1 protein-coding gene and 1 tRNA gene are annotated in these 1,355 nt (G+C 46.4%); one reads left to right on the forward strand and one right to left on the reverse strand.

The window, feature by feature from the left end:
- Positions 1-173: 173 nt before the first annotated feature.
- A complete protein-coding gene (gene mug, locus ACSZPU_RS25705; protein WP_499004438.1) occupies positions 174-680 on the reverse strand; it encodes a G/U mismatch-specific DNA glycosylase in 507 nt (168 codons plus the stop codon).
- Positions 681-806: 126 nt separating this feature from the next.
- Between mug and ACSZPU_RS25710 the strand changes: the two genes are divergently transcribed.
- Positions 807-882: transfer RNA gene (locus tag ACSZPU_RS25710), tRNA-Ile, on the forward strand.
- The last annotated feature ends 473 nt before the right edge of the window (positions 883-1,355 follow it).

The raw sequence follows: 1,355 nt of genomic DNA on the forward strand, positions 1-1,355 counted from the left end.
GCATCGTGAAAAGTCTATGTCAAAGAAAGGGTTATGTTCTCATAATTGACGATTAAATCGCACCTTCCTTAGCCAAATCATTCAACGATTCGGGTTCATATTTCTTTTTGTTGAAATCTCCAGAACAACTTCCATTCATTAATATCAATGATGCTTTATGGCAGGATTCACTGCTATAACCCTCTCATCACCAACGTGTCATCCAGTTCACGATAAATTTGCACAAGCTTCTCAAGCGTTGTTCTGTTCAGCCCACTGGGGTTTGGGAGTACCCAAACTTGAGTCGCATCAATGGTGAAATTCTGCTTGCCCCATGGAGCCCCACGCACACTGAATGCCTGCTCGAAGGCATTCTTGCCTAAAATGGCAAGTGCCGCAGGTTGATAGTCTTCCATCTTTTTAATCAGCTCTCGCCCACCTGAACGTAGTTCATGCAACCCGACCTCATTGGCCTGTACCGTCGGGCGTTCAACCAGCATCGTAATGCCACAGCGGGTATCCAATAAATGCCGCTCTTCATCAGGACGCAATAACCGGTAAGTAAAGCCCGCCTGGTGAATGACTTTCCAGAACCGGTTTCCCGGATGTGCAAAGTGGAAACCAGTGTGTGCAGAAGACTTGCCCGGATTAATGCCGCAGAAAACGACGCGTAATCCTGGTGCGAGAATGTCATGGATCATCTCTTTCCCCTAATGTTGGACGTGAGACTTAAGTATAACGGATTGAAAATGCGTTGTTTATAAAACAGGCAGATGGGATGTTGATGCTGGATTGCCTGGAGAAGTTACTTTATAATCCCCCGCCACGGCCCCTTAGCTCAGTGGTTAGAGCAGGCGACTCATAATCGCTTGGTCGCTGGTTCAAACCCAGCAGGGGCCACCAAATTTATCTTTAAAATCTTGCAAAAAAGCCACTTTCTTAAGTGGCTTTTTTGTTTCCCAGATTTGAAATGGCGGTGTTGTTTTGATACCGCTGCTGCCGTTCAGGTATAACTAATACACGCATCCCACCTTACGACAAAGGCTATGGGTCTGTTTTTCTGTTTTATTTGAGTGCGGCTGCATACGATTACGTCAATTGGCATAGGGGATTAATCCCTGCCAATTCAGGCGGTGGGATTACCATGTTTTCTGTTGAAATTTTGCGCGCCGTAGCAGTGCTGATGGTTGTGCCATTTCACGAACCAAATAAAGCCGTGAAAGCTATGCTCGACGCACACCGCGTAGACATCACACCACCCTCACCCATCCCGGCACGAAAGTCCGCTTAAGTAACGTCAACTAGGCTGTGTCCCTTAATTGCATAACCTCTTGTAAAACAATCGGATGCAACCCAGCTTGACCATTGAAAGATAA

It is taken from the genome of Phytobacter sp. V69 (genome assembly GCF_965644215.1).
GTDB lineage: Bacteria > Pseudomonadota > Gammaproteobacteria > Enterobacterales > Enterobacteriaceae > Phytobacter.